The organism is Armatimonas sp., assembly GCF_031410135.1.
Lineage (GTDB): Bacteria > Armatimonadota > Armatimonadia > Armatimonadales > Armatimonadaceae > Armatimonas.
The window spans coordinates 1-1,790 of record NZ_JANNYP010000628.1 but is presented as its reverse complement, the minus strand read 5'-3'; the positions used below and the strand labels follow the sequence as shown (position 1 = coordinate 1,790).

The 1,790-nt window shown below is 53.4% G+C and carries 2 protein-coding genes and 1 tRNA gene; 2 read left to right on the top strand and 1 reads right to left on the bottom strand.

Annotation, left to right across the window (positions count from 1 at the left end):
* Positions 1–212: 212 nt before the first annotated feature.
* A tRNA-Pro gene (locus RMO15_RS23000) sits at positions 213–289 on the bottom strand.
* A 103-nt stretch (positions 290–392) separates the two neighbouring features.
* Between RMO15_RS23000 and RMO15_RS22995 the strand changes: the two genes are divergently transcribed.
* Together RMO15_RS22995 and RMO15_RS22990 are read left to right on the top strand one after the other, a co-directional pair.
* Positions 393–1,112: a hypothetical protein gene (locus RMO15_RS22995; RefSeq protein ID WP_309717824.1), complete on the top strand. Its 720-nt coding sequence runs from the start codon at positions 393–395 to the stop codon at positions 1,110–1,112.
* The coding region (locus tag RMO15_RS22990; protein WP_309717821.1) for a type II secretion system protein at positions 1,109–1,790 on the top strand (682 nt) is incomplete at its 3' end. The genes RMO15_RS22995 and RMO15_RS22990, both read left to right, overlap by 4 nt.

Below are 1,790 nucleotides of genomic sequence, written 5' to 3'. Positions count from 1 at the left end.
TTCATCCGTGGGCTTCGTCCAGCCATGCAGATAGGAAGCAATGGCCTCGACCACTGCGCATGGGCCAACCCGCGCACAACCATCTGTGCTCAATTGTCTTTCTTATTGAGATGGGACATCTCAATAAGTAGCCTCAGAATTCCCTCCAGGCTCCGCCTTTTGGTCGGTCTGCGGCTACGGGTAGGTGATCTGACTTGAACCCAGAAGAGACTTGGTCGGGATGGCGGGATTCGAACCCACGACCTCTGCGTCCCGAACGCAGCGCTCTACCAAGCTGAGCCACATCCCGAACAAGTCGAAGGCAAGAATACCCGACGACTACCGGGCGGACCATTGAGCTAGTATATTTACTAGGTTTATTGGGTGGGCCATTTGGCTCATAATGTTGGGTTATGGACCTCGGAACGTGTCCCCGCTGCGGGGCTGAATGGCGCAAAGGCATTGAGCGTTGCTACAAGTGCGGATATGTTCCCATCGGGGCTGGGGTCAAAGCAGAGAAGAAAGCTCGGAAGCGATTTCGAAAGTATGTTGAACCCGGTTCGGGAAGAGGGCTCGTTTTTTTTGTTCTCATTGGCGTGATTGGCTTCGGCGGATGGAAGTACAAACCTTGGGAGAACGATTGGGCAGTGCTCAGAGGTTGGATGGGACAGGGAAGGATCCAGGACGTCACGGGCGAATGGGATGTTGTGAAATCTCTGGCGCTGAAGCCTGGTTCCGAGATGCTGCTTGCCAATAGATATTCTGGTGGACGATTGAAATTTGCCAAGAAAGGCAGCTTCGGAATAAGCATGAAGGAAGGAGAATCTGCTCGTGAAGGCGAGGGGAGTTTCAAAACTGACGGCAGGAAGGTGCAAGTGACCGGCCTGCGAGCAAAAGAGGGTAGTGCCACACTCCCGACGAAGTTCGAGATGATGCTCACCTGGACGAGCGCGGATCTGGCGATTGGTGCGGTGGGCACCAACGAAATTCTCTACTTACGTAGAAAGAAGAAGGATCAAGGATTGTTAAGCATGTTCAAGTTCGGCATGAAGCCGGGTGAAGATGCCAAAGTGCCCGGTGCCATGCGCGGGGTTATTGCTAACCTGAAAGATCAGGTGGAGAAGTCACAATGACAGCTAGAAAAAACTCTTCAAACTCCAGCCGGGCGTTCACCATTATGGAACTCCTAGCCGTGATCGCAATCATCGGTGTGCTCTCCGCAATTCTCTTTCCCGTCTTTGCAAAATCAAAGGAGGGTGCATACAAAGCCGCGGCACTCGTTCAATTCGGTCAGCTCGGTAAGGCCCTCATCATGTATGTGGATTCGAGCGACGGTAAATACCTGCCTTCCTCGAACTATGGGCTGGATGCTAACAACCGAAATCGAATGTGGACGGCCGGGTTGCAAACGTTTGTGAAAGACGAGAAAGTATTTATCGCTCCAGGAACCAGCGGTATGTACACTGAAAACTGGAACACGCGCGGCCAAATGAGCATTGGCTACAACAGCGCCACCGCAATCGATAAAGCCCAGGGTTGCGGGGACGTACAAGATTCGACCGGGTGTCTCACTTTCAAAACCGTGGCCGAGTTCGACAAAGCGGAAAACCCTGCCGCCGTCGCACTTTTTGCCCTCACCCCTTGGGGCGAAGTCAAAGATCGATACTTGGGTTATGAGTTCAGCCCGTATACCGGGGCGCCTGTGCCAGGCCTCGATGTGAAGTTCACGCCTCCCAATGCGAGCGACCGAGATATCGTCAAGGAAGCTCCTGCAAACCTCCCTGCCGAAATGCTGAAGCCGGTGTATGCGA